Raw genomic sequence first — 23,881 nt, 5'->3', positions numbered from 1 at the left:
GTGAAAGCCTAGCTGGCCGGCGCAGGCGCCTTCCGCGGCGCGAATGCGACCGCCTCGACGCCGACCACAGCATTGATGTCGAGAAGCCGCGCCTGGATCGGTTCGATCTCCAGCTCGAAAAACATGTCGACCGCCTCGCTAGGTTTGCCGAGCGTCGAACCTTGCGCCGGCACGATTCCGAGTAACACCGGGGGCGTGCGGTGCGCCGCCAGAACGTCATCGCGGGTCGCGTTCTTGATCCCCATGAACTCGTCGTTCGCACCGACCTGCGCGATTGGCAGGATCTTGATCCCGCCATCCTTGCCGCCTGGCTGGTGGACGAACAGATTGCGAAAATTCCCTGGCCCCTTCGACCGCTTCAGCGCGTCGCGGATCGCATTGACGTCTCCATCGGAGAACTCACCGGTCGCATGCAGGATGAAACCCGCGTGGCTACCGTTCAGATAGTATTTGCGGCGAAACAGGGTGGCGGCTTCGTTGAGCAACGCCGATTGCAGCGCGGAAATATACTCCGGCACGCCGTAAATCTCCTGGTTGATATCGGGCTGCATGATCTGGATGACGCTGCCCGGCCGGAACTCGAATTCCGTCGCCAGGTTCTCCACAAAGAAATACCGGCCCTCTTCGATCCCGCGACGGGTGAATTTAGCCAGAGAATGATCGAGGCGCATCAGCCCGCCAAGAACGCTGCGGCGTTGCTCAACAAACCCGAACCCGAACACCAGATAATCGAACACCAGCTTTTCGAACGCGCCGCGGGAGAGCCACGGCGTCGGCATGAACGATCGCACCAGCAGATTGCGCTTGAGCAAAATAGCCGAGCTGTGATGCGGGCTGGCGCGAAATGAACGGGCCAAGCCCTCGACGCTGATCGGCGGTTCGAACCATCGCCCGTTATGCGGACATTCCAGCATATCGAGAATCTCGCGCCGGCTGTTGACCGGCTCTGGATCTCCGAAGGAAAACGCTGCGACCGACGTCGACTTGTCCGGCGTCGCGACGATCGCGCCGGCCCGGCCGGCCTCGTGACGGCCCATACGGCGTGCCTTGCCCATTACAGGATCTCCATGGTCGACTTGGGCGCTTCGCGGCCGTCGAGCGGTTCGTTGTTGAGAATGTGCATGATCGACCACGCGAGATCCGCATGGCCGTCATCGCCGCCCCGGCCGGCCTTGAACGTGACGTTCCGGCCGCTGGTGGTCAGCGTTTTCTTGATCGATACGAAGGACGAGACGACGTCGAGCCAGCTCGCATCGAACGCCATGCGTCCGCGCGAAACGACGTTCTGCGCCTTCATGATCATCATCGCCTTCACCTCGAGCGAATATTCGATCTTGGTGACGCCCTTGATTCCGGCATCCGGCTTGGCGAGCAGCTGATAGACACCGGCGCCGACGCCGGACGCGTCGATGCCGAGGAACGTGCAATTGTACCGCGACAGCATGCCCTTCACGAAGGTGGCCTGCTGCTCGAAATCGAGACCGCGCAGCGGGTGACGTTCCAGCAAACGGAACGCGCCGCCTTGGACGAGTGGTGGGGCCATGATCGAGAGCGAGGCATTGTCGCCGTTTTCGCTGTTCTGCGGATCATAGCCGGCCCAGACCGGGCGCTCGCCATACGGGCGGGCGGCTTCCGGATTGAAGTCCGTCCAGTCCTCCATGGAGTCGCAGCCGCATTTGATAAGATCGTTGAACCGGAACGCGGACAGGCTGTCGTCAACGAAGTCGCAGTCGAACAGGTTGGCGAACTCGTCGGGTGCATATTCGTCGCGCAGCTCGTCGATGTCGAACAGGTCGCACCCGGCTGCCTCGGCATCGGTTATCGTCACGATATGCCGCCAGACGCGATCCGGCCCCTGCGCGCCGTCTTTCAACGCCCCGTGGCTGACATCGATCTCGACGCGTTCGGCTTTGGAGCGACGCCGATTGCGACGCTCGCCAGTCCAGTATGGATAGGCGGCATGCGCGATCGTCGACGGCGTCGAGAAGTAGGTTTTGCGCCACTTCTTGTGCGTCGCCATGCCCGAGGCGACCTTGTTCAACTCTTCGAAGCTATGAACCCAAAAGAATTCGTCGAAATAGAAGTTGCCGTGGCGGCCCTGTGCCGTGCGAAAATTCGTACCGAGGAAGTGCAGCTCGGCCGCAGCCTCTTCGGCCGGACGCAGATCCGACGTGATATTCATCGGATCGCCGGCAAGGCTGACGCCGACCAGCTTGGCAAAACTGACGATGTAGCTGCGGAACTGGTGAGCCTGCGCCTTCGACGCCGACAAGAATATCTGATTGCGGCCGGTCTCGATCGCGTCGATCAAAGCCTCAAAGGCGAAATAGTAGGTCGCGCCGATCTGGCGCGACTTCAGGATCATGCGCGTGCGGAACGATAGCGCCTCGAACCAAGCCTCTTGATAGCCATAGAGCTGGTCGAGGAAGATGGCCTTCAACTCGGCCGCCTGGTCGGCGGTGAAGTGGTTCTTCTTCGCCTTCTTCTTTTCACCCGCGTTGCGGTTCGCGACACGGTCGTTCAGGTCGCCGGAATGACCGCCTGGCGCTTCATAGCGGCGCACCTTGGCCAGACTCTCGACTTGGCGGCGTAGTGCTTCCAACTCGGTATAGTTGTCGCCGGTTTTCTTATCCTTGCAGATGAGCACCATCAGGCGCGTCTCAAGGCAGTCCTCCAGCTTGCGGATCGACGGCGCATCGTCCCAATTGTGCCGGCGCGCCCAGCTTTTCACGGTGTCGTATTTTACGTCCAGTTCGGAGCTGATCTGCGCCAGGCTCCACCCGCGCCAATACAGGCTGCGCGCCGCGCGGATCCGTTCTTCGACGGGCAGGGAGAGAGGGTCGGCAAGGATCGACATGGTACCGCTAGCCTAGCCACGCCTGCGGGCCGGCCGCCCCCCACCGCTCTTGTAGAAAGCAATTCTACAAGAGCGTGCGCTTGAGGATGGCACCGTATTCGGTCCCTGTTCGACCTCGCTAACGGGCGCTTGGCGCGCCGCAACCGACCGAACCGAGGACCAGCCGCCATGGGCACCAAGAGCAAGCCGTTTCGCATCTTCGTCGAAGGTGAAACCATCAGCGATGGCCGCAAGGTCACGGCCGAGATGATCGACGAGTGCGTCGCCACCTTCGCACCCGACACCTACAGCCCACGCTGCAACATCGAGCATGTCTCGGGCTACAGTCCCGAGCCCCCGTTCAATGGCTATGGCGACGTCGTCGAGCTTGAGGCCAAGACCGACGATTTCACGATCGCCGGCAAGGTCGAGAAGCGCCGCGCGATGTACGCCATCGTCGATGGTAACGATCAGCTGGTTGCACTCGCCAAGGCCGACCAGAAGCCGTTCCCCTCGGTGGAGCTGACGCCCAGCTATGCCGGAAGCGGCAAATTCGGCATCATCGGCCTCGCGTTCACCGACACCCCGGCGTCGATCGGTACGCAGCGCCTGCAATTCTCGAACCGCGCGCCTGGCACCGTATTTGCCTCCGCGACCGACGCCGTCACGATCGAATTCGAGTCCAAGAAGGCCGAGGATGAAAAGGTCGAGAGCATCGTCGATCGCCTGTTTTCGGCCGTCGTTGCCAAGTTCAAGCCGGCCGAGCCCGAGAAGCCCAAGGACGAGCCAAAGCCCAAGCCGGCCAACGATAACTTCGACGCGGCCGGGTTCGCGACTGACATGCAGACTGCCTTCAGTGGCGCTCTGACCGCGGCGCTGAAGCCGATCATCGCAACGCAGACCGCGCACCAGCGCGACTTCGCCACCCTGAAATCGAAGCTCGAAAATACCGAGCAGCACGGTTTCTCACGCTCGCCCGCGTCGGGCGGCGGGGATGACGCCGTCACCGACTGCTGATCGTCAGCCACCCGCCCCGACCGCATAGATCTCACAGGAATCGCCCCAATGCTCAACATCACCCGCAATAAGTACGACGCCTACACGCAGCAGATCGGCAAGCTGAACAACGTCGCCGATCCCAGCCGCTCGTTCGAGGTGCTGCCGTCGGTAGCGCAGACGCTCCGCGCCAAGCTGAAGGGTTCGAGCGACTTCCTGTCGAAGATCAACATCATTCCGGTGGTCGCACAGGAAGGCGACAAGGTCGGTGTGGGCGTCAAGGGCACGATCGCCAGCCGCACCGACACGCGCAGTAAGGATCGCGCGCCGCGCTACCCCGGCGATCTCGACGAGACGCGCTACCGTTGCGAGAAGACCGATTTCGACACGCTCGTTCGGTACGAGACGCTCGACGCGTGGGCACACCAGCCCAATTTCCAGACCCTGCTGCGCGACGCCATCATCAGCGCCAAGGCGACCGACATCATCACGATCGGCTTCAACGGCGTGAAGGTCGCCAAGGATACCGACCCGGTCGCGTTCCCTCTGCTCCAGGACGTCAACAAGGGCTGGCTCCAGCACATCCGCGAAGACGCGCCCGAGCGTCATGCTGCCGGCGGTGACCTGAAGCAGGAAACCCGCGTTAACGGCGTCGTGACGGTGGCAGGCGCGATCTACGTCGGTGTTGGCGAAGTTGGCGAAGAGGTCGACTACGTCAACATCGACGCGCTGGTGTTCGCCGGTATCGAGCTGCTGCACGAGAATTACCGCGAGGACACCGACCTGGTCGCGATCGTCGGCCGCGAACTGGTGAACGACAAGTATTTCTCGATCGTCAACGCGTCGGGCGACAAGGCAACCGAGCAGCTCGCGCGCGACGTCCTGCTCTCCGACAAGAAGATCGGCGGTCTGACCGCGGTCCGCGTGCCCAAGTTCCCGAAGAGCGCCATCCTCATCACCACGCTCGCCAACCTGTCGGTCTACGAACAGATCGGCACCGAACGGCGCAAGATCGAGGACAACGCCAAGCGCGACCAGGTCGAGAACTACGAGAGCGTCAACCACGCCTATGTCGTCGAAGACATGGGCAAGGCCGCGCTGATCGAAAACATCGTCATGGGCAAGAAGCCCGCCTGACGGCCGGGCATCTAAACCCTTCCCCCCGTTCCCGCCCCCACAGGACACGCCATGAGCTTCGCTCGACGCCAGGAACAAATCCTAGCCATGAAAGCGGCGTCTGCTCCTGCATCCGGGGGCGGGCACACCCGCACCGCCGCGGTCGTAACACCGACCGCGGCGGACCAACTCCCCGTTCCCACCGGCAACACGCCAGCCGCCCGCGCGGCCGCAACCGTTGCCATGCGATTCCGCCACGATCGGCAACGTCTCAAGCAGATCAAGTCGAATGAAATGAAGGTCGCCGCCAAGCGCCAGATGCTCCCCGAGTATCAGGCCTGGTGCGATGGCCTGCTGGACGCCGGCCACGGTGTCGAGGGTCGGCAACTGGAGCCGACCGGCGCCGACGATGTGCTGCCGAGCATCATGGTTTGGTGCCTCGACGTTGGCGACTGGACGCGTGGCCTGATGCTGGCGAGTTTCGTCCTTCGCTTTTCGATCCCCATGCCGAAGCACTTCGTGCGCGATGCCGCGACATTGGTCCTGGAAGAGATCGCGAACGCCGCCCTGCGGGCACAGGCACGAAGCGAAGCATTCCCACTGTACGTGCTGGAGGCCGTCGAATCGCTGACGGACGGCATCGACATGCATGACGAACCCAAGGCCAAGCTCTTCAAGGCGATCGGTGCCGAGCTGGTACGCGCGGCCGGTGAGGCAACCGGCGACGCGATCGTGCCGACGATCGAGCGCGCGATGGCGGTGCTGACGCGTGCCCAGGACAAGAACGAACGCGTCGGCGTGAAGACGATGCTGCGCGGCCTGGAAAAAGCGAAGGCGGCGGCCATCAAGAACGCTGCCGGCGATCCTGAAACCACCCCCGGCGACACCGCTGATGCGACCGCCACCACCGAATCACAGGCTGGCAAAATCGCCAGCTGACCAAGCTCGCCCCCGGCGCTCGGGGACGGATCACGCGCGACGGGAGGCCTCCGGGCCGCAGGGCCGTCGATCGACCTGATCCCCACCCCCGTGAACTTTTGAGGACTGACAATGCCCGGCTTTCTCGCCAGCACCCTGATCGCCTTCGTCGGCGTCATCGAAGTGATCGGAGCGATTGCGCTAGCCGGCGTCGGCCTCGTAGTGCTCGCGATCGAGCGCAAAGGCGATCGTCCCATCGAGCTTTCGCCGCGGACCTTCGCGCTTGGCGCGATCGTGCTGGGGACCTTGATCGGCACCCAGGCGCTCGATCTCATCGGCATCGCGTCGTGACCGACCTGATCGCAACCGTCCTGCCCGACGAGGATACGCCGCCACCGGCGGTCATCGTCAACGACGGCTTTTTTCCTGACATCGATCCTGCAATGTTCCGCGAGCAGCATCGTATTCGCGATGCGGTAACGGCGGAACGTGCGCGCGAGGCGCTGATCGCCGCGATGCTGGCGGTGTACCGCGATCTCGCCGCATGGTCCCTCGGGCACCGTGCGGCCGGGGTGAAGACGTTGGCCGACGTTCGTTTGTCGGACGGCTCGATCTCGACGATCGACGGCACCAACACGCTTGTCCTTCTGTACCGGCGGGCCGTGTTCACGGCCGCCAAGGCCGAAGTCGTCGAGCGCTATCGCGATGTCGACCTCACCGGTGCCGGGCAACGCAAAGCCGAGGATCTGGAGCCGAGCGTCACCGAACTGCGGCGCGATTCGATCCACGCAATCCGCGACATGCTCGGCGTCACGCGCACGGCGGTCGAACTGATATGACCGCGCCGTTGGAAATGGTCCGCGCACGCGACGGCGATACGCTGGACGCGCTGATCTGGCGCGAACGCAACCTCGGCCCTGCGGATCTGCAAACCGTCCTTGCCGCCAATCCCGGTATCGCCAGCCTCGGCCCCATCCTCCCGAAGGGTCAGCCGATCAACCTCCCCGCCATCGCCGTGCCGGCCACCGCCGTTCGCGCCGATGTCCTCAACCTGTGGGACTGACCGCATGAAGGATCTACTCCACGAATTCGGGGTGTCGCTGCTGGCATTCCTGTTCGGACTTACGCCAGCCGCACTCGGTGCCGCGGTCAGCCTTGCCTACGAGACCGGCCTGACCTGGTCGCGCCGCTTCCTGCAAATGTCGGTCGGCATCGTCGTCAGCTATTTCGCGACCGGCGTCATCCGCGTGCTGTGGCCGTGGGGCCAGCCCGACCCGTTCGTCATCCAGGCGGTCGGCTTCGTCGTCGGCATGATCGCCTTCAAGGCGACGCCGAAGTTCATCGCCGGCCTCAGCGAGCGCGTCACCGATATCCCAGCGGCCTTTTTCGACCGCTTCTTCCCCAGAAAGGACCGCCTGTGACCGCCGCAACGCCCGCCCCAACGCCGAAGCCGAGGACACCGGCAAAGACCCTCGCCGGTGTCCTCGGCAGCGTCGGTGCAGCGCTCGCGCTGTTCGGCATGATCCCGGCCGAAGAGAGCGGCCGGACCGTCAAGGCGACGGTGGCCCCGACCGGCGCGATCACGATCAAGCACGTCTCGGGCAAGCAATATTTGAAGGCGTATCTCGACGCTGTCGGCGTGGCGACGGCCTGCGACGGCATCGCGACGAAGGATATCAAACTCGGTCAGACCTACACCGAGGCGCAGTGCACGACGATGCTCGAGCGCGAGCTGATCGTGCACGCCGAGGGCGTCATCAAGTGCATCCCCGGCGTCTACGGGCGCACGAACCAGGCCGTCGCGATCGTATCGCTTGCCTACAACATCGGCGTTTCGATGGTCTGCAAGTCGAGCATCGCCCGGTTCTGGAACGCTGGCCAGTGGCGCGCCGGCTGCGATTTCTTTCCGCGCTACCGACTCGCGGGCGGGCGCGTCCTGCCCGGCCTGGTCGCCCGCCGCGCGCGCGAGCGCGCCATCTGTCTGAAGGAGCTGCCGCGATGAAGACCCTGTTTGCCAAGCTGCGCGGAGACTTCGCGTTCATCGTTCTCGTGATCGTCGGGGCCGTAGGCGCGTGGCAATATGTCGAGGCCCGCCAGGCGCGCGCTGATCGCGACGATCTCCAGCACACCGCGCAGGTCATCTGCGCCGGATCCGGCACCGGTTTTGGTGCGGCCGGCAAGACGCCGCGCGGCGAGGCCTGCGCCGCCACGGTCGCGGCGCTGGTCCGGTTCAAGGCGAGTAGCGACCAGCTCGCCGCGGCAACGCTCGCGAAGGCGATGGCCGACCATGACGCCCGACAGAACGAAGACACCCGCGCCGCGCGCGCTGCTGCCGAGGCAGCAAGCTCGGCCGCACAACGAATGGAGATGGCAGATGCGAAAGCTGAACGGACGAACATTGTCGATAGCGAGTGGTTTCGCGCTGTTAATGGCGTTGCCGGCCTGCGCCCGGCACGCTGACGCCCCGCCCGCGACCGTGTCGACGCCGATCGTGGTGAAGGTGAAGGACACGCCGCCCGCCGAGCTGCTGCACTGCGCAGACCGCCCCGCCGGCCTGCCCGAGGATCCCGCGCTGATCGCGCAGATCCCGACCAAGATCCGCGCCGGCATCATTCGCCTCGCGCGCGCCTTCGCCGGCAACGCCGATCGCGGCGACCGTCTCGTCAATTGGAATGCGCCCGGCACCTGCCCGGCTGCGAACGCAAAGTGAAAGGAGCCTCGGTGAAACTCCGTCTACTCGCCCTGCTGGCAATCCCTGCGCTGCTGGCGTCTGCCAGCGCGCACGGCCAGGCCAAGCCGATCTATAACGACCAGAGCATCACCGTGCTTCAAGGTCTCGCCTTCGGACCGCTGCGTAGCGAGGCAACCCCGGTCGACGACGCGCACGGCCTGCCGATCCGTTGCATCTCGGGGTGCAGTGCCGCTCCCAGCGAAGGCACGCCGACCGGCGCGGCTGGAACGCCGAACGCCAAGGTCCTGACGATTCAAGGCATCCCCGGCGCAACCGCTATTCCTGTCTCCGGCACGTTGAACCCGGTCACGCTGGCGGCGACGTCGACGCCGATCGCCGGCACGTCGTCGGCCGCGCAGGTCGTCGGCCCGTTCGTGCCGCAGCTCGGCCGCGCGATCACCGTCGCGCTGTCGGCGGCGACCTGGCCGGGCGGAACGGCGCAGCTCCTGCGCTCGACCGATGGCGGCACGACGAAGCTGCCGCTCACCCCGGCCGGCGTCGTCCTCGGCACCTACACGCAACAGGGCGTCGATCAGCCGTGGATCGAGACGGAAGCAGGCGCGATCTTCTACCTGTCCCTGCCGGCGTCCGGCATCGGCTACCGGGTGGCTCAGTGATGCGCGGCATCTTCATGCGCGCACTGCTCGCGCTCGCCGCCTTCGGTATGATCACGACGCCGGCAACGGCACAGAACGATCCAACGGCGCTTCAGGCGCGCGGACTGGCAGTGCGGGCGCAGCAGCAGACCGTGACGCTCGCCCGCGAGGCGAGCATGCAGGGCGCATCGCTGACCAGGTGGCGGACCTGCCGCGCCAAACTTCGCCTCGCCCTCGTGTCGACCTGCAAGATCGCGTTCCCCGGGGACAGCAAGACGTTCGGCGCGGGTGCCGGCACCGGCACCAAGTTCACGGCCAACGCCTTCGGTTTCTCGCGGCCGTCGCGCCTCGCGGTGTTGCTCGGCCAGTCCGGTCTACCGACGCGTACGAACAGCTGGTTCGGCACGGGCGGCATGGCGTCGATCGCCGACGTCCTCGCCTATGATCCGCGGCGAAGCGGGTTTTCGGGCTGGTCGGGCGGTGTCGTGTCGCTCGGCGGCCCTTCGCTTGCCACCGGCAACACGAACCCCGGCACGTTCCAGCCGTCCGTGGCGGTCGATCGCGCCTCGATCTTCTACGTCCAGCGTCCCGGCGAGGGGATCTTTACCGTCACCAAGGGCAGCGAGACCTTCACGATCAACGCGCAGAGCGCGACGAACGCGATCATCCGCAGCGAGATCACCTTCGCGACGAAGGACGCCAGCCCGATCAGCATCACCCGCACGTCCGGCGGGTATGTCGAGATCGCCGGCATGATCGCATGGGATAGCGCGGTGCCGGGAATCGAGATCAGCAACTTTGCGGTGTACGGCGTCGTCAGCGGATACCAGGCCGATGCGACCGCCGCATGGACGCCGCTGAACGCGCTTGCGGCTTACGCTCCCGATCTGACGATCATCAACCTGTGGACCAACAACCTCAACACGGGCGTGCCGCTGGCGACGTCGGTTGCCGACCTGCAGGCGATCATCACCAAGGCGAAGGTGACCGGTGACTGCATCCTCGAATGGCCCTCGATCGGGGGGACGTCACCGTCCTATGGGGCCGACGCGACGCGGGCTCAGTGGAAGTCGGCGCTGGTGACGCTGGCGTCGTCGAACGGCTGCGCGTTCCAAGACGATGAAGCATTGCTCGGCGGTCGCGTCGGCGCGGTCAGCAATGGCCTGACCGCTGACGGCGTCCACGAAACCGGGCCGGGCTACGATATCGAGGCGCAGACGCTGCAGCGGTACACGGCGCAATAGGGTCTGGTGTCGCAGCGCCGCTCACCAAGGCAGACCGACGCCGCGACGCCGCTCCCATACCATGCCTACAGCCAATTTGGATATCGTCATGAAGAAGCTCGATAGCCTGCGGACGCACCTTCTCGCATCTGTTCCCGAAATCAGGAACAGCCCGGAGAAGATGGAGATATTCGTCGATAAGGGCGATGTCGCGGTGCGCGCGGGGTCGCTGTCGTTCGAATATAGCTACACCGCATCGCTGTGGGTGCAAGACTTTTCCGCCAGCGTCGACAAGCTGTTGGTGCCGGTCCTGGCGTGGATCGCGGCAAATCAGCCCGATCTGTTCGAGAAGGGCGACCGGAAGCCCTTTACGTTCCAATCCGATCTACTCGATGCCGAGACGTGCGACATCACGATCTCGATCAACCTGACGGAACTGGTCCGTGTCGAGCAGCAGGCGAAAGGACTGAAGGTCACGCACCTACCCGAACCCGTCATGCTCGATCAGTTTGACGGCGTTCCGACCGGCACCAAGCTATGGGCCGGGCTGATCGAGGACGTCGCCGGCACGATCGAGACGGTCACGCGATGAACGACTTCGCGCCGATCGAGCAGCTTTGCCGCGATTTGCTGCTGCGCACGGCCGCGCCCGAGCGCGCGCGTCTCATGCGCTCGATCGGCCGCGAGATCCGCAAGAGCCAGTCCGACCGCATCGCGGCCCAGCGCGACCCTGACGGCGCGGCCTTCGTCTCACGCCGTCCCAAGCCCGATCGCGGCAAAAAAGGCCGGCTGCGGCAGCAGAAGATGTTCCGCAAACTCCGGATGGCGAAAAGCCTGAAGGCGGGCGGTAACGCCGATGAAGCATGGGTCGGCTTCGCCGGCCGGGCGTCGCGGATTGCGAGCATTCACCAGGAAGGCCTGTCGGATGCACCGGCACCTGGTCAGGCGAAAGTCCGTTACGCGCGCCGCGTCCTGCTCGGTCTGACGGAAGCAGAACAGCAGCGGATCCTCGACCTCATTCTCGCCCAGGTCACCGCGCGCTGATCTTGTAGAAAGCGTTTCTACAAGAGCGCGGCATAGCCACGCCGTCGCAACCGCGACGACATGGCCGGACCATGGCCGCAATCTCCACCACCGTCGATCTGTCGCGCCTTCCCGCTCCGATCGTCGTCGAACAACTGACGTTCGACCAGATCGTCGACCAGATGGTCGCGACGCTGCGCGTTAAATTGCCTGCGTTCGATGCAACGGTCGATAGTGATCCCGGGGTGAAGGTGCTGCACGTCGCGGCGTACCGCGAGCTGATCGTGCGGCAGGCGTTTCAGGACGGCGCGCTGCAACTGTTCGTCGCGTACGCCACCGGCGCACGCCTCGATCATCTCGCCGCGCTGGTCGGCGTCACCCGCCAGATCGTCACGCCAGCCAACCCGGCGACGGGCGCGGCAGCAATCTACGAAGACGACGATCGTTTGCGCCAGCGTATCGTTCTCGCACCCGAGGGTTTCTCGGTCGCCGGCCCCGAGCTGGCCTACGTCAAGCATGCGAAGGATGCGTCGGCCGACGTCCTCGACGCCAGCGCGATCAGCACGACACCGGGGGAAGTCCTGGTATCGGTCCTGAATCGCAGCGGCGACGGGACTGCCCCGGCTGTTCTGCTCGCCAAGGTTACGGCGATCGTGAACGATCCCGGCATCCGACCGCTCGGCGATCTCGTCACGGTCGCCTCTGCCCGCATCGTGCCGTTCGTCGTCACCGCGCGGCTTCTCACCTTCTCCGGCCCGGATCCCGACCTTATCGTCGCGACCGCGCGCGATGCGCTGGTCGCCTTCCTTGCCGAGAACCGCAAGCTCGGCCGCACCATCACGCGATCGGGGCTCATGGCCGCTCTCAGTCCGAAAGGCGTGCACCGGGTCGACCTCGATCTCGATGCCGACGTCGTCTGCGATGCGACGCAGGCCGCCTACTGCACCGCCATCGCAGTTTCTCACGGCGGTATCGCCTCGTGACACTGCTACCGCCGAACGCAACGCCGCTCGAACGAGCGATCGAGGCGGCGACGGCGCGGGTCGGCGACGTCACCGCGCCGATCGATACGCTGTTCGATCCCGCCACGATTCCCGCGGAATGGTTGCCGTGGCTCGGCTGGGGCCTGTCGCTCGATAGCTGGGATGCCGACTGGAGCGAGGCGGTCAAGCGCCAGGCGGTTGCCAGCTCGATCGCGCTTCACCGGATCAAGGGCACGCGCGCCTCGGTCGAGATCGTGCTGCGCCGGTTCGACCAGCTCGCCTACGTCATCGAATGGTTCGAAGCGACGCCGCGCGCCGCGCCGCACACCTTCGAGGTCATGCTCCCGCTCACCGTCGACGGCACCGCGCCGGGCGGCACGCGCGCGACCGCGGCGTTCGCCGAGGCGATCATCCGCGAGGTCTCGCGCACCAAGCCGCTGCGCGAGCACTTCCGCCTGGTCCAGCTGCTCGCCGTCGCCGGCACGATCGGCGTGATGGGCGCGGTGCGCGCGACGCAGTCGCTTCGGCAGGACGCGACCCTGACCACCGCCCCGGCCGCCCCCTGGGATGCGTACCTCCAGACCGAGGACGGCGAGCCGCTGGAAGATGATGCCGGCAGATTTATCGAGGACGACGCCTGATGCCGCTGCCGTTGACGCTCACCTTCACCAATGCCGGCCTGGCGCGGTTCACCGCGGCGCAGCTCGGCAACGGCGCGGACCTGCGGATCTCCGCGGTCGGCCTGACGGACAATCCCATTGTGGTCGCTCCCACGCTGACCGCACTGCCGGGCGAATTCCGCCGCGTCGCGACGATCTCGGGCGCGCAGGTCGGCAACAACATCGTTCACCTGGTTGTCCGCGATGATGGCGTCAACGCCTACGGCTTTCGCGCGTTCGGCCTCTATCTGTCCGATGGCACGCTGTTCGCCGTCTACGGCCAGGCCGAGCGCATCATGCAAAAGGCGGCGGGCGCGTCGAACATGCTCGCCGTCGACATCGCGTTCCCGACCGCCAACGTCGCCAACGTCACGTTCGGCGACACCAACTTTCTCAATCCGCCGGCAACCGACGTCACCAAGGGCATCGTCGAACTCGCGACCGATGCAGAGACTCTCGCCGGTCTCGATCCGCTGCGCGCTGTCACCCCCAAGGGGCTCGCCGCGCGCATCGTATCGTTCCAGACGACGATCGACGCCGCGTTCGCTGCGGTCGGGCTGAAGATCAGCGGACTGGTCGTTTCGACGCGCCGTGTTTCGACGATCGGCCTCGCCACCGGTGGCCGCACCCTCGACGGTGACGTGACCATCGACGTGCCGGCCGCGACCGCTGGCGAAGCCGACGCCGCGGCGATCGGCACGAAAGCGCTGACGCCCGCCAGCCTGGTCAACATTCTCGCATCGATCCTCGCGCGCGTGCCGCTCGCCCGCCGCGTCGATACCTCCGGTCTCGCGATCGGCGGCAATGCCCTCACCACCGACATCACGATCACCGTGCCCGCCGCAACCGCTGCGCAGCTGCTCGCGGGCACGGCCAGCAACGCCGCCGCGACGCCGGCAGCGCTCGCCGCGGCCGGCGTCATCTACCTCGTCGAGAGCAAGTCGGACGGGGCCAGCCGCTACCGCCGGTTCTCGGATGGCAGCGTCGAGATGATGGGTGTGTCAGCGCTGCCGGGCAGCGAGGCGGCATTCACGCTGACTTTCCCGTGGCCGTTCCCGAACGCCTGCGACGGGGTCTTCGCGACGATCATCAACAGCGGGCAGTCCAATGACGGCCAGTCGACCGTCCAGGAGGTCTCGCTCGGCGCGGTCAGCGCGCAGCTTTACGCCCAGAACCACAAGAGCCCGACCGCCGATGCCGCAGGCGGTTTCCGCTGGTTCGCGCGCGGTCGCTGACATGCGCCCGCTTCCACCGATCTCCATTCGCAGGGCCTGACACATGGCGAAAATCTCCGCGCTTACCGTTCTCGACGCCGCTGACGGCACCGAGACCATTCCCGTCCTGAAGGGCGGGCGCACCATGCGCATGATGATGGCGCCGCTCGCGCGCGCGATGGTCCCGTTCCTCGCGAACTATTACCGCGGCGACAAGGGCGAGATGGGCGGCAACGTCCTGTCGGTCGGCCGCTTCGACCAGATCGGTGGCGACAACGGCATCAACGTGCCGGGCGGCACCGACCTGATCCAGACGAGCGGTGCAACGCGCGGGCTGCTGTACGAAGATACGACGCTGACCGATGCCGACGTTGCTGCGCATCCGCTGGCGATCGTGAAGACGAAGAACGGCCGCTATTTCCGCCGCGACCCGCGCGAGCTGTATATCGAGATGTTCGGCGCGCGCTCGGTCATCGACAAGTCGTTCGACAGTACGCCCGCCATCCTTGCAGCGATCAGCTATTCAGGTTTCTGCGCCAACCGGAAAGGCAGCGTGCGGGGCACGAGCAACGGACCGACGGTGTATCTTGGGATCGGCCGGTTCTACATGGCGTCGCGCGTCAACGTGAAAACGTCGCTCGCCATCCTCGGGGCGGGCCGCGGTCATATCCTCGGCGGTAACGCCTCGATCCTCGCGGTCGAGGAATCTGGCTTCCTGTTCGAACGCCAGGACACGCTGAATTTCAAGAAGGTCGCGCCGACGACCGGCGCGGACGGTTCGTGGATCAGCGGCGTGCAGATCGCCTATGTCGGCCCGAACAAACCGCGGTCGGGCGGCTATTCCGGCGAGTTCGGCATCGTCAACAAATGCCAGATGGATATCGACAACAACTATATCCACGGCTTCCCCGGGCCGGGGATCCTGACGCTTGCCACATCGGGCGGTGACGAGGTTGCGCAGGGTGAGGCGTCCTGCACGCGGATCCGGTCGAACTGGATCGAGGAATGCTGGGTCGGCTACATGCCGCAGGGTGCCGACGCCAACATCATCAAGGTCGAGGACAATACGTTTTCGACCTGCATATGGGCCATCTGCGCGCAACAGTTCCTGTCGTGCACGTTTATCAACAACCACTTCAAGGCCAACGGGCAGCTCGTCCACTTCGAGGGCAAGCGCTATCAGCCGATGCCCGAGAAGGATGACCTGTGGGGCACGACGCAGCCCGGCACCGACATCAGCGTCTGGGGCTATTGCGAGATGGGTGGGCCAACGGCTCCGGGATACGTCGGTTACGACGCGGTCCCGACCTGGACGCCGAACAGCACGGGCTATTATGCGGGCGGACCGGTCTGGCACCCGAGCCAGAATGCGCGCTCGGGCTTCCTGTTCAATTACATGGAAGGCGGGCAGCCGCTTCCGATCATCAGCTTCCCCGCGGTGTCGATCGGCGGGCAATGGGCGCATGCCCAGGCCGCGACGGGTGACTTCCTGAATTTCGAGCAGGGCTCGACCAATGCGCGGTCGTTCGTCGCAGCCCGTAACCAGGCCCTTCCTACTGTCGGCAAACGTACCGCGATCGACTGGAATGGCGGGCTTACCCTGTACAGCGGAGATCTCGCCTACGGCCTGAGTTTTCAGGTCTGGGGCAAAGACTTCCGGTTCACGCAGGGCAATGCCGATTACGGGCAGTCCGCGGCGATCACCGGCGACGTCACCACGCAGAAGTTCGGTCGCGCGACCACCGTCCCCAACACGTTCTGGTTCGCCAAGGGGTTCGCGTTCGGCAACCGTATATGGTCGAGCGGCAGCGGCCCGCCGGCCTCCGGTTCGGCCGGCCGCGGCGAGACCATCTGGCTCGACAACCCCACGCCGGGCGGCCGGATGTCGCAGATCTGCACCACCGCAGGCGACGTCAACTCGACCGCCGTATTCAAAGCCGCCGCAGCGATCGACGCATAGGAGACACCAGATGGCTATCATCACCAACCTCACCACCGACCAGGGCGATGTTCGCCCGGTCTATATCCGCCTCAACAGCTTCGACCAGGTCGCCAACCATGCGGTGCCGGCCATCGCGCGCTTTCGTGCGTTCGCCAGCCGCGATGCGTTCGAGGCGGGCGCGAGCTTCCTGTGGGAACGCCTGGTGTCGTTCACGGCCAATCACCAGGACGCGGCGCCTTCGCTGTGGACGCAGGCGTACACCGCGCTTCAGACAACCGACTTCGCATCCGAAACGCGCACGCGGTGCGCCGAGCTTGAGGGGCAGATATTCCAGATCGAGACGCAGCTCGCCGCGCTGCCGGAACCCGAGGCCACCGAACCGATGGCGAACGCTGCCGCGCAGGCCAGAGCGGACGCTGATGCCGAGGTGCGGCATGCTGCGCGCCAGTCGTTCGTCGAGCAGCTCGAACGCCTCGAGGCGGAGCGGCCGGTACTGGCGGCCGAACTCGCGCGGCACCGCGAAACGGCTGCGGCCATCGCCGCGTCGGCACCCGCATAACGGGCGGTTCGCCCTCGTACGCGCCGCTTCGTGTTTCACGTAGCTCTTGTAGAAAGCGTTTCTACAAGAGCGAGGCCTCGCCTCTCGAAACGTCACGCGCATGGTCGCCGCTATGGCTGCCACTGCCGATATCCAACGCCTTATTGGCGATCTCGCGCGCGAAGGCACTGTCGTGTCCGTCGATCTCGACGCCAAAACGTGTCGCGTCGAATTCGCCAACGATCTGACCACAGGCGATATCCCTTGGCTTGCCGCCCGCATCGGCAAGACGAAGGTCTGGTCGCCACCCTCGGTCGGCGAACAGGTCGCGGTGCTATGTCCCGAGGCCGACACGGCACGCGGGTTCGTTATCGGCAGCCTCAGCTCCGACGCCAACCCGCACCCGGCAAATGACGGGTCCACCTTGATCGAGTTCGAGGACGGCGCGCGGATCCTGTACGATCCGGACGGTCACTATCTGATCGCCGACTTGCCAGCAGGATCCTACGTCGAGGTCCGGGCCGACGACATCTATCTTCGCGGCAACCTGCACGTCGCCGGCTACGTCAAAGCTGACGGCGACGTGATCGGCGGGGGCAAGAGCCTCAAGGACCATACGCATACCGGCGTCCAGTCGGGTGCGGCGTTTTCGGGACCGCCGCGATGAACGGCATGGATCGCCACACCGGCGCGCCTCTCGCCGGCATGGATCACCTGAAGCAGTCGATCGACGATATCTTGAGCACGCCGTTAGGCACCCGCCTCGGCCGACGCGAGTACGGCTCCCTCGTCCCTCAGTTTCTCGACCAGCCGAACAACGAACTCGGCCGGATGCGGATTTTCGCCGCGGTCGCGCTGGCGCTCCTTCGTCAGGAAGGGCGCGCGCGGATCTCTCGTGTCCAGCTCTCCCCCGGAGAACGTCCGCACGAGGCAGTCATCACCGTCACAGGCCGTCGTACCGACATGTCAGGCGCGCGTCCCTTCTCTCTCTCCACATCCCTCCGCGCCTTGTCGGCGCTCGTCTGAAAGGCCCGCATATGAGCTTCCTCCACGGGATCAATGTCACCGAGGTTACGGCAACACGTCGCTCGATCGCGACTATCGCCACTGCCGTCATCGGTCTGATCGCGACCGCGCCCGCTGCGGTGGCTGGCGCATTTCCGCTCGACACCGCGGTCTCTGTCACGAACATCGACGACGCCATCGCGAAGGCTGGTGCGGACGGTACGCTCCGCGCCGCATTGCGGGCCATCGCCGGGCAGGTCGATGCGCCGATCGTCGTGGTGCGCGTCGCACCTGGTGCTACGCCGGCCGATACCGCGAAAGCCGTGATCGGCACCGACGTTGCAGGCGTGAAAACCGGCATGCAGGCGCTGCTGACCGCGCCGGCGCAGCTCAACCTCCATCCCCGGATCATCGGCGCACCCGGCCTCGAAGCCGAACTGGTGACGAAGGCCATGGTCACGGTCGCAAAGCGGCTGCGCGCCCGTGTCTATGCGAAGGCTATCGGCAACGATCGCGGCGAGGCTATCGCCCACCGGGCGCTGTTACCCGACGCGCGCGAGCTGACGTTGCTCTGGCCCAGCGTAACCGCACCGTATGGCGCTGACGGTGCCAGCATCGGCGTGCCGGTTGCGGCCGTCGCGATGGGCGCACGGGCCGCGATCGACCAGACGCAGGGCTGGCACAAGACGCTGTCCAACGTCGCCCTTCCGGAGCTCGACGGCCTGGCCGCGGATGTCACCTTCGATATCCAGGACGCGGACTGCGATGCCAATGTGCTCAACGCATCGCAGCTGGTCACCGTCGTCCGCATCGCCGGTGAGCTGCGCTTTTGGGGTAACCGCACATGCGCCGACCCGAAGAGCGACTTCGTGTTCGAAAGTGCCTGCCGCACCGCGCAGATCCTTGCGGACACCGTAGCGCTCGGCCTGGTGTGGGCAATGGACAAGCCGCTGCTGCCCAGCCTCGCCAAGGACATCGTCGAGCAGATCAACGAGAAGTTTCGGCAGGAGAAGCGCACCGGCCGGATCCTCGGTGCCGTGGCCGTGTTCGACGGTGCCAAGAACCCGGTCGACAAGCTGAAGGCCGGCCAGCTGCTCATTGGCTACCGCTACACCTTCGTACCGCCGCTGGAGGCGCTGGGGATCGAGCAGGAGATCTCCGACGAGTTCTTCGCCGACTTCACCAGCCTGGTCGCCGGCAACTAACCCTACCTCACGCACGAAAGGTCGACGCGATGGCGTTCCCCAGCAAGCTCAAGCAGACGATGATGTTCAACGACGGCGAAGCCTTCATCGGCGAAACCGTCTCGATCACGCCCCCAAAACTCGTGCGCAAATTCGAGGACTATCGTGCCGGTGGCATGAGCCGCGCGGTGAAGGTCGACATGGGCGGCGAAGCCCTGGAGATGGAGGCGGTCTACGGCGGCCCCATGCGCCAAATCCTGCGCCAGCACGGCATGCTCAATATGTCGGGCGTGCAGCAGCGCTTCGTCGGCTCGTTCCAGAACGACGACACCGGCGCTGTCGACGTGGTCGAGATCGTCACCCGCGGCCGGCACGAAGAAATCGACATGGGCGAATGGAAGCCCGGCGAGGACACCGAGTTCAAGGTCAAAAGCCAGCTCAGCTATTTCAAGCTGACGTGGAACGGCGCCGTCGAGGTCGAGATCGATGTGCTTGGCATGATCGAGGTCGTCGGCGGCGTCGACCTGATGGCCGCGCACCGCACGGCGCTTGGTCTGTAGTCCGCGCACCACAACCACCGCCCCGCCGCAAACGAAACCCGAGGACTGATACAATGAACGACCAGAACGACACGCCAATCTCCGCACACGCCGCCCCCGGCGACGTCACGCTGGAATACGACATCGTCGTCGCCGACAAAGTCGTGCTGCCAGCCGGCACGCTGATTCATGTTCGAAAGCCGATGGGCGGTGCGCTCCGCAACGCCAATCTCGGTGGCTTGGTGCGGATGGACTACAACCAGGTCGCGCTGGTCGCGCCGCGCGTGACGCAGCCGATCCTGCACCCGCATATGATCGATGCGATGGACCCGGCAGACGTCACCCAGATCGCGGGGGTGCTTGTTGATTTTTTGCTGCCGACTGCGACGAAGGAGGCTCTCTCCCAGAACATGTAGAGGATCCGATGGCGGACATTGCCTTTGTCTTCCACTGGTCGCCCGACGCCCTCGACGCGCTTTCGATCCATGACTTGATGCAGTGGCGCGCGCGCGCCGCCCGCCGCCATAACCCCGAAGGAAAGACCCGTGGATCGTAACCTGCGCATCCGCATGCTGCTGGAGGCCGGTGACCGCGTCACCGGTCCGCTGCGCGCCATCGCTGGCGGCTCGACGAAGGCGGCTCAGGCGCTCAAGCTGACGCGCGACGGTTTGAAAGAGATCGAACGCGCGCAGAGCGATATCGCCGGTTTCCGCAAGCTCAAGACAGGCCTCGGCGATACCGGCACCGCGCTGGGGACGGCACGCACCCGCATGGCGGGATTGCGGCAAGAGATCGCCGCCGCCGACAAGCCGTCCGCGACGCTGACCCGCGCGCTCGCCAAGACGGAACGCGAGGTGACGACGCTGGAAGCAACCGAGCGCAAACAGGCGCAGTCGCTTCAGGAGATGTCGCTGCGTCTACACACGGCCGGGATCGATACGAACGACCTCGCACGTCACCAGCGCCGCCTGCGCACCTAGGCCGTTCAGACCAACCGTACGATCATAGAGCAGACAGCGGAGGTCGGGCGGCTCGCCGACCGCGAACGCCGCATGGCGGCAGGTCGCGCGCGGTTCTCGCGGACGCAAGCTATGGCGACCGGGCTCGCGGCTGGAGGTGCCGCGGCAATCGGCACGGGCATGGCGATGGCCGCGCCGTTGATCGGCAGCATCAAGGCCGCGCAGGACTATCAGTCGGTCATGACTGACATCGGCCAAAAAGCCGATCTATCGCGCGCCGCATCGGAGCAGCTCGGGCGCAACCTGCTCGTTTCCGCGCGCGCCGCCAACCAGATGCCGGCAGACCTCCAGGCAGGGGTCGATGCGCTCGCCGGGCTCGGCGCGAAGGTGCCCGACGCGGTCGCGATGATGAAACCGATCGGCCGCGCCGCGACCGCGTACAAGGCTGAGATCTCTGACCTGTCTGCCGCCGCGTTCGCCGCCACCGACAACCTGAAGGTGCCGGTTGCACAGACCGGCAAGATCATCGACGTCATGGCCAGCGCCGGCAAGGCGGGCGCGTTCGAGATCAAGGACATGGCGCAGTATTTCCCCGCGCTCACCGCCGCGTATCAGGGGCTCGGGCAGACCGGCGTCGGTGCCGTCGCGGATCTGGCGGCCGGGTTGCAGATTGCGCGCAAAGGTGCCGGCGATGCCGCCAGCGCCGGTACGAACCTCGCCAACATTCTTCAGAAGATCGCGTCGCCCGCCACCAACAAGGCGTTCGAGAAAATGGGCGTCGATCTGCCAGCAGCGCTGAAGAAGGCCTATGCAGAAGGCAAGACGCCACTCGAAGCCATCGCCGAGCTGACGAACAAGACGCTGAAGGGCGACCTGTCGAAGCTCGGCTATCTGTTCGAGGATGCCCAAGTGCAGCAGGGCCTGCGTCCGCTGATCCAGAACATGGAGGAATTCCGCAAGATCCGCGCCGAGGCGGCAAAGGCCGGGGGCACGACCGACCGTGACTTCGCCGACCGCATGAAGGATTCCGCCGAACAGTCGAAACAGCTCAAGATCAACGCGACGACGCTGGCGATCACGCTCGGCTCGCAGCTGCTGCCGACCATCAACGCCATCGTGACGCGCGCGAATGCGTTCGCGACGTGGATCGGCGATGTCGCCAACCGCTACCCCAATTTGACCAAGGCGGTGGCGATCGGTGCCGCGGCATTTGCGGGGCTCTTTTTCGTGCTGGGGGGCGGCGCGATCGTCATTGCCGGCCTCGTCGCGCCATTCTCGGCGCTCGCGTTCGCGGCTGGAGCGCTCGGAATCGGGATGCTGCCGGTCGTCGGCATTGCGCTTGCCGTCGTGGCTGGCATCGTGGCGATCGGGGCGGCGGCCTATTTGATCTATGCCAATTGGGGCGCGATCGGCGGATGGTTCGCCGGGCTATGGCAGGGGATCAAGGGAACGTTCGCGGGGGCCGTGGACTGGTTCGCCTCGCTGCCGACCCGCTTTGCGCAGATCGGCCGCGATATGATCTCTGGGCTTATCCGCGGGATCTTCGGCATGTTCGGCTCGCTGAAAAGCACGATCGTCGGCGTCGCGTCGTCCGCCGCCGGCTGGTTCAAGGCGAAGCTTGGCATCCATTCGCCCAGCCGCGTCTTCGCCGGCTTCGGTGGCAACATCGTCGACGGGCTGACCAACGGCATTGCCGCGCAGGAGGGCGAGCCAGTCAAGCGCATGGTTCGCCTCTCCAGCCGCCTGACGTCCGCGATCGTCACCGGCAGCGCGATCCCGGCGCTGGCGATGGGCGGCACCGGCGCCGGCAGCGCCGGGGTCGCGTCAGCTCGCGCGGGCAACGCTGCGCCGCGCAGCTACACCATTCACATTAACCAGCAGCCCGGACAGGACGCGCAAGCTCTCGCGCGTGCCGTCGCCGACGAGCTGGACCGACGCGAGCGCGAGACCGCCGCGAGAGGCCGATCATCGTTCGCCGACACCCCTGATTACGAGACCGTCTGATGTTGCTCTCAATTGGCCTTTTTGCGTTCTCGATCGACACGCTGGCGTTCGATGAGATCTCCCGTCGCGCGAGCTGGCGGCACGCGACGTCTGCGCGGATCGGCGCTCGCGATGCCACCCAGTTCACGGGACCGGGCGACGAGACAATCTCGCTGCCAGGTACCGTGTATAACGAGATCGTGGACGGACGTGTGTCGATCGACGAACTGCGGCGCATGGCGGATACCGGCGACGCCTGGTCGTTGGTCGACGGCCTCGGCTACGTCTACGGTGCGTTCGTCATCACCAGCATCGACGATCGCGGGAAGGCGTTCTTCCCCGACGGCACGCCTCGCCAGATCGACTTCGCGATCGACCTCCTGCGCGTCGACAGCGACGTCGCATGATCGCCAACATCGCTGCCGTCCGTGTCGTCGTCGACGGCACCGACATCACGCCGCTGCTCGAAGGCCGCGTCGCGCAAGGCAATGGCCGCCCGCCGCGCCGTCGCCTCGTCTCGCTCGGCATCACCGAAAAGCGCGGCGAGGAGGCCGACCAACTCGATCTCGTCATCGACGATACCGATGGCGTCGTCGCGCTCCCGCCGACGGGCGCGAAGATCCACGTATGGCTCGGCTGGAAGCAGGGCAGCGACGTTACGCCCGGCTTGGTCGACAAGGGATGGTTCATCGTCGACGAGGTCGCGCATGGCGGCCCGCCCGACCTAATCACGATCCGCGCGCGCTCTGCCGACTTCACCAGCGACCTGAAGACCAGGCGGGAGAAGAGCTGGCACGGCACGACGCTCGGCGCGATCGTGACCGAGATCGCCGAGCGGCATCAGCTGACACTTCGCTGCGCGGCCAGCCTCGCCGACATCGCGGTCACGGCAAAGGCGCAGAACCGCGAAAGCGATATCGCCTTCCTCCGTCGCCTCGGCCGTGAGCGAGGGGCGGTGGCAAAGATCGCGCGCGGCGTTCTCATCTTTTCCCCCATCGCCGCCAGGACGACGCCGTCCGGCAAACCGATCGCGACCATCACCATCGCGCGACGCGACGGCGATGCCCACCAGTTCAGCCGCCAGAAACGCGACGACGTGCCGGGGGTTAAGGCGACGTGGCACGATCGGAAATCCGGCAAGCGCGAGCAGTTCGTGGCGGGGAAGGTCGAGGGGGCGAAGACGCTATCGCGAGTGTACGCCAACCAAGCGGATGCACAGGTCGCCGCCACTGCGGCAAGTAGCCGTGCGGCCCGGGAGCCAGCCTCGCTCATTCTCAGGCTTGCGCTTGGTCGGCCGGATGTCCACGTTGAAATGAAAGCGAGCGTGAGCGGATACAAAGCGCAGATCGACAGACCCGCGTGGCTTGCGGTCGAGGTGACGCACACATTTGGCGATCGGGGCTATTCGACGGACCTAAAGCTTGAAGCGGTCTAAC

At 65.5% G+C, this 23,881-nt stretch carries 31 protein-coding genes; 29 read left to right on the top strand and 2 right to left on the bottom strand.

The features are described 5' to 3' along the window. Positions 1–8: 8 nt before the first annotated feature. Entirely contained in the window at positions 9–1,055 is a 1,047-nt protein-coding gene (locus tag C8J47_RS17580) for a phage portal protein (protein ID WP_259467628.1), read from the bottom strand. Beyond that, on the bottom strand, positions 1,055–2,857 hold the full coding sequence (locus C8J47_RS17575; protein WP_121886756.1) for a terminase large subunit domain-containing protein: 1,803 nt from the start codon (positions 2,855–2,857) through the stop codon (positions 1,055–1,057). Before C8J47_RS17575 ends, C8J47_RS17580 begins: the two co-directional genes overlap by 1 nt. A 168-nt stretch (positions 2,858–3,025) precedes the next feature. Between C8J47_RS17575 and C8J47_RS17570 the strand changes: the two genes are divergently transcribed. The 29 genes from C8J47_RS17570 (at position 3,026) to C8J47_RS17435 (ending at position 23,880) form a co-directional block, all read left to right on the top strand. Continuing rightward, positions 3,026–3,853: a GPO family capsid scaffolding protein gene (locus tag C8J47_RS17570; RefSeq protein ID WP_121886755.1), complete on the top strand. Its 828-nt coding sequence runs from the start codon at positions 3,026–3,028 to the stop codon at positions 3,851–3,853. 48 nt (positions 3,854–3,901) lie between these two features. Next, the gene (locus C8J47_RS17565) at positions 3,902–4,969 is read left to right on the top strand and encodes a phage major capsid protein, P2 family (RefSeq protein WP_121886754.1); all 1,068 of its coding nucleotides are present in this window, start codon (positions 3,902–3,904) and stop codon (positions 4,967–4,969) included. Positions 4,970–5,020: 51 nt separating this feature from the next. Continuing rightward, a complete protein-coding gene (gene gpM / locus C8J47_RS17560) occupies positions 5,021–5,887 on the top strand; it encodes a phage terminase small subunit (RefSeq protein WP_310886142.1) in 867 nt (288 codons plus the stop codon). A 111-nt stretch (positions 5,888–5,998) separates the two neighbouring features. After that, a complete protein-coding gene (locus C8J47_RS17555; RefSeq protein ID WP_121886752.1) occupies positions 5,999–6,217 on the top strand; it encodes a hypothetical protein in 219 nt (72 codons plus the stop codon). Next, entirely contained in the window at positions 6,214–6,705 is a 492-nt protein-coding gene (locus C8J47_RS17550; RefSeq protein WP_121886751.1) for a head completion/stabilization protein, read from the top strand. Before C8J47_RS17555 ends, C8J47_RS17550 begins: the two co-directional genes overlap by 4 nt. Then, on the top strand, positions 6,702–6,929 hold the full coding sequence (locus C8J47_RS17545) for a tail protein X (protein ID WP_121886750.1): 228 nt from the start codon (positions 6,702–6,704) through the stop codon (positions 6,927–6,929). The genes C8J47_RS17550 and C8J47_RS17545 overlap by 4 nt, the downstream gene beginning before the upstream one ends. A gap of 4 nt (positions 6,930–6,933) precedes the next feature. After that, positions 6,934–7,287 (top strand): hypothetical protein, encoded by a 354-nt coding sequence (locus C8J47_RS17540; RefSeq protein WP_121886749.1) that lies wholly within the window; start codon positions 6,934–6,936, stop codon positions 7,285–7,287. After that, entirely contained in the window at positions 7,284–7,868 is a 585-nt protein-coding gene (locus tag C8J47_RS17535; protein ID WP_220683397.1) for a lysozyme, read from the top strand. Before C8J47_RS17540 ends, C8J47_RS17535 begins: the two co-directional genes overlap by 4 nt. Further along, complete coding sequence (locus C8J47_RS17530; protein WP_121886748.1) at positions 7,865–8,326, top strand: hypothetical protein; 462 nt, start codon at positions 7,865–7,867, stop codon at positions 8,324–8,326. Before C8J47_RS17535 ends, C8J47_RS17530 begins: the two co-directional genes overlap by 4 nt. 16 nt (positions 8,327–8,342) lie before the next feature. Beyond that, positions 8,343–8,576 carry a hypothetical protein gene (locus C8J47_RS17525; RefSeq protein ID WP_259467627.1) on the top strand — a complete coding sequence of 78 codons (234 nt, stop codon included), beginning with the start codon at positions 8,343–8,345 and terminating at the stop codon, positions 8,574–8,576. Positions 8,577–8,587: 11 nt separating this feature from the next. After that, positions 8,588–9,214, top strand: coding sequence for a hypothetical protein (locus tag C8J47_RS17520; RefSeq protein WP_121886746.1), 627 nt, complete (start codon positions 8,588–8,590; stop codon positions 9,212–9,214). Then, positions 9,214–10,437 carry an SGNH/GDSL hydrolase family protein gene (locus C8J47_RS17515; protein ID WP_121886745.1) on the top strand — a complete coding sequence of 408 codons (1,224 nt, stop codon included), beginning with the start codon at positions 9,214–9,216 and terminating at the stop codon, positions 10,435–10,437. Before C8J47_RS17520 ends, C8J47_RS17515 begins: the two co-directional genes overlap by 1 nt. 88 nt (positions 10,438–10,525) lie before the next feature. Further along, positions 10,526–11,008, top strand: coding sequence for a phage tail protein (locus C8J47_RS17510; protein WP_183129159.1), 483 nt, complete (start codon positions 10,526–10,528; stop codon positions 11,006–11,008). Next, a complete protein-coding gene (locus tag C8J47_RS17505; protein WP_121886743.1) occupies positions 11,005–11,460 on the top strand; it encodes a phage virion morphogenesis protein in 456 nt (151 codons plus the stop codon). Before C8J47_RS17510 ends, C8J47_RS17505 begins: the two co-directional genes overlap by 4 nt. Before the next feature lie 71 nt (positions 11,461–11,531). After that, entirely contained in the window at positions 11,532–12,422 is an 891-nt protein-coding gene (locus tag C8J47_RS17500) for a baseplate J/gp47 family protein (RefSeq protein WP_121886742.1), read from the top strand. Beyond that, the gene (locus C8J47_RS17495; RefSeq protein ID WP_121886741.1) at positions 12,419–13,063 is read left to right on the top strand and encodes a phage tail protein I; all 645 of its coding nucleotides are present in this window, start codon (positions 12,419–12,421) and stop codon (positions 13,061–13,063) included. Before C8J47_RS17500 ends, C8J47_RS17495 begins: the two co-directional genes overlap by 4 nt. Further along, the gene (locus C8J47_RS17490) at positions 13,063–14,316 is read left to right on the top strand and encodes a hypothetical protein (RefSeq protein WP_121886740.1); all 1,254 of its coding nucleotides are present in this window, start codon (positions 13,063–13,065) and stop codon (positions 14,314–14,316) included. Before C8J47_RS17495 ends, C8J47_RS17490 begins: the two co-directional genes overlap by 1 nt. A gap of 43 nt (positions 14,317–14,359) precedes the next feature. After that, positions 14,360–16,255 carry a hypothetical protein gene (locus C8J47_RS17485; protein WP_121886739.1) on the top strand — a complete coding sequence of 632 codons (1,896 nt, stop codon included), beginning with the start codon at positions 14,360–14,362 and terminating at the stop codon, positions 16,253–16,255. Between the two features lie 10 nt (positions 16,256–16,265). After that, positions 16,266–16,796, top strand: a complete 531-nt coding sequence (locus C8J47_RS17480; RefSeq protein WP_121886738.1) for a hypothetical protein — start codon at positions 16,266–16,268, stop codon at positions 16,794–16,796. A gap of 100 nt (positions 16,797–16,896) precedes the next feature. Then, positions 16,897–17,442: a phage baseplate assembly protein V gene (locus C8J47_RS17475; protein ID WP_259467626.1), complete on the top strand. Its 546-nt coding sequence runs from the start codon at positions 16,897–16,899 to the stop codon at positions 17,440–17,442. Continuing rightward, positions 17,439–17,801, top strand: coding sequence for a GPW/gp25 family protein (locus C8J47_RS17470; protein ID WP_121886737.1), 363 nt, complete (start codon positions 17,439–17,441; stop codon positions 17,799–17,801). Before C8J47_RS17475 ends, C8J47_RS17470 begins: the two co-directional genes overlap by 4 nt. 11 nt (positions 17,802–17,812) lie before the next feature. Beyond that, positions 17,813–18,985 carry a phage tail sheath subtilisin-like domain-containing protein gene (locus tag C8J47_RS17465; protein ID WP_121886736.1) on the top strand — a complete coding sequence of 391 codons (1,173 nt, stop codon included), beginning with the start codon at positions 17,813–17,815 and terminating at the stop codon, positions 18,983–18,985. A 29-nt stretch (positions 18,986–19,014) separates the two neighbouring features. Beyond that, positions 19,015–19,524 carry a phage major tail tube protein gene (locus C8J47_RS17460; RefSeq protein WP_121886735.1) on the top strand — a complete coding sequence of 170 codons (510 nt, stop codon included), beginning with the start codon at positions 19,015–19,017 and terminating at the stop codon, positions 19,522–19,524. 53 nt (positions 19,525–19,577) lie between these two features. Next, on the top strand, positions 19,578–19,919 hold the full coding sequence (locus C8J47_RS17455) for a phage tail assembly protein (RefSeq protein WP_121886734.1): 342 nt from the start codon (positions 19,578–19,580) through the stop codon (positions 19,917–19,919). An 8-nt stretch (positions 19,920–19,927) separates the two neighbouring features. Continuing rightward, complete coding sequence (locus C8J47_RS17450; RefSeq protein ID WP_121886733.1) at positions 19,928–20,059, top strand: GpE family phage tail protein; 132 nt, start codon at positions 19,928–19,930, stop codon at positions 20,057–20,059. Further along, positions 20,049–20,483 (top strand): hypothetical protein, encoded by a 435-nt coding sequence (locus C8J47_RS19635; protein WP_259467625.1) that lies wholly within the window; start codon positions 20,049–20,051, stop codon positions 20,481–20,483. Before C8J47_RS17450 ends, C8J47_RS19635 begins: the two co-directional genes overlap by 11 nt. Before the next feature lie 72 nt (positions 20,484–20,555). After that, on the top strand, positions 20,556–22,466 hold the full coding sequence (locus C8J47_RS17445) for a phage tail tape measure protein (RefSeq protein ID WP_259467624.1): 1,911 nt from the start codon (positions 20,556–20,558) through the stop codon (positions 22,464–22,466). Further along, complete coding sequence (locus C8J47_RS17440) at positions 22,466–22,852, top strand: phage tail protein (RefSeq protein ID WP_121886732.1); 387 nt, start codon at positions 22,466–22,468, stop codon at positions 22,850–22,852. Before C8J47_RS17445 ends, C8J47_RS17440 begins: the two co-directional genes overlap by 1 nt. Continuing rightward, positions 22,849–23,880 carry a contractile injection system protein, VgrG/Pvc8 family gene (locus C8J47_RS17435; protein ID WP_121886731.1) on the top strand — a complete coding sequence of 344 codons (1,032 nt, stop codon included), beginning with the start codon at positions 22,849–22,851 and terminating at the stop codon, positions 23,878–23,880. The genes C8J47_RS17440 and C8J47_RS17435 overlap by 4 nt, the downstream gene beginning before the upstream one ends. The last annotated feature ends 1 nt before the right edge of the window (position 23,881 follow it).

The organism is Sphingomonas sp. PP-F2F-G114-C0414, from assembly GCF_003688595.1.
Lineage (GTDB): Bacteria > Pseudomonadota > Alphaproteobacteria > Sphingomonadales > Sphingomonadaceae > Sphingomonas.
The sequence above is the reverse complement of the archived record's forward strand: the minus strand, read 5'-3'. Positions and strand labels throughout refer to the sequence as shown.